The 358-nt window shown below is 46.1% G+C and carries 2 tRNA genes; both read left to right on the forward strand.

The annotated features are described in order from the left end of the window. The first annotated feature begins 47 nt into the window (after positions 1 to 47). Positions 48 to 124 (forward strand) — tRNA-Ile (locus tag HEM79_RS22410). A 42-nt stretch (positions 125 to 166) separates the two neighbouring features. Next, positions 167 to 242, forward strand: a tRNA-Ala gene (locus HEM79_RS22415). Positions 243 to 358: the final 116 nt, after the last annotated feature.

Genomic DNA, 358 nt, shown 5'->3' on the forward strand with positions numbered 1-358 from the left:
AGTGCTCACACAGATTGTCTGATGAAAATGAGCAGTAAAACCTCTACAGGCTTGTAGCTCAGGTGGTTAGAGCGCACCCCTGATAAGGGTGAGGTCGGTGGTTCAAGTCCACTCAGGCCTACCAAATTTGCACCGCAAATTTGAAGAGGTTTTAACTACATGTTATGGGGCTATAGCTCAGCTGGGAGAGCGCCTGCTTTGCACGCAGGAGGTCTGCGGTTCGATCCCGCATAGCTCCACCATCTCTGTAGTGATTAAATAAAAAATACTTCAGAGTGTACCTGCAAAGGTTCACTGCGAAGTTTTGCTCTTTAAAAATCTGGATCAAGCTGAAAATTGAAACACTGAACAACGCAAG

It is taken from the genome of Escherichia sp. 93.0816, assembly GCF_013368855.2.
In the GTDB taxonomy this organism is placed as follows: domain Bacteria; phylum Pseudomonadota; class Gammaproteobacteria; order Enterobacterales; family Enterobacteriaceae; genus Escherichia; species Escherichia ruysiae.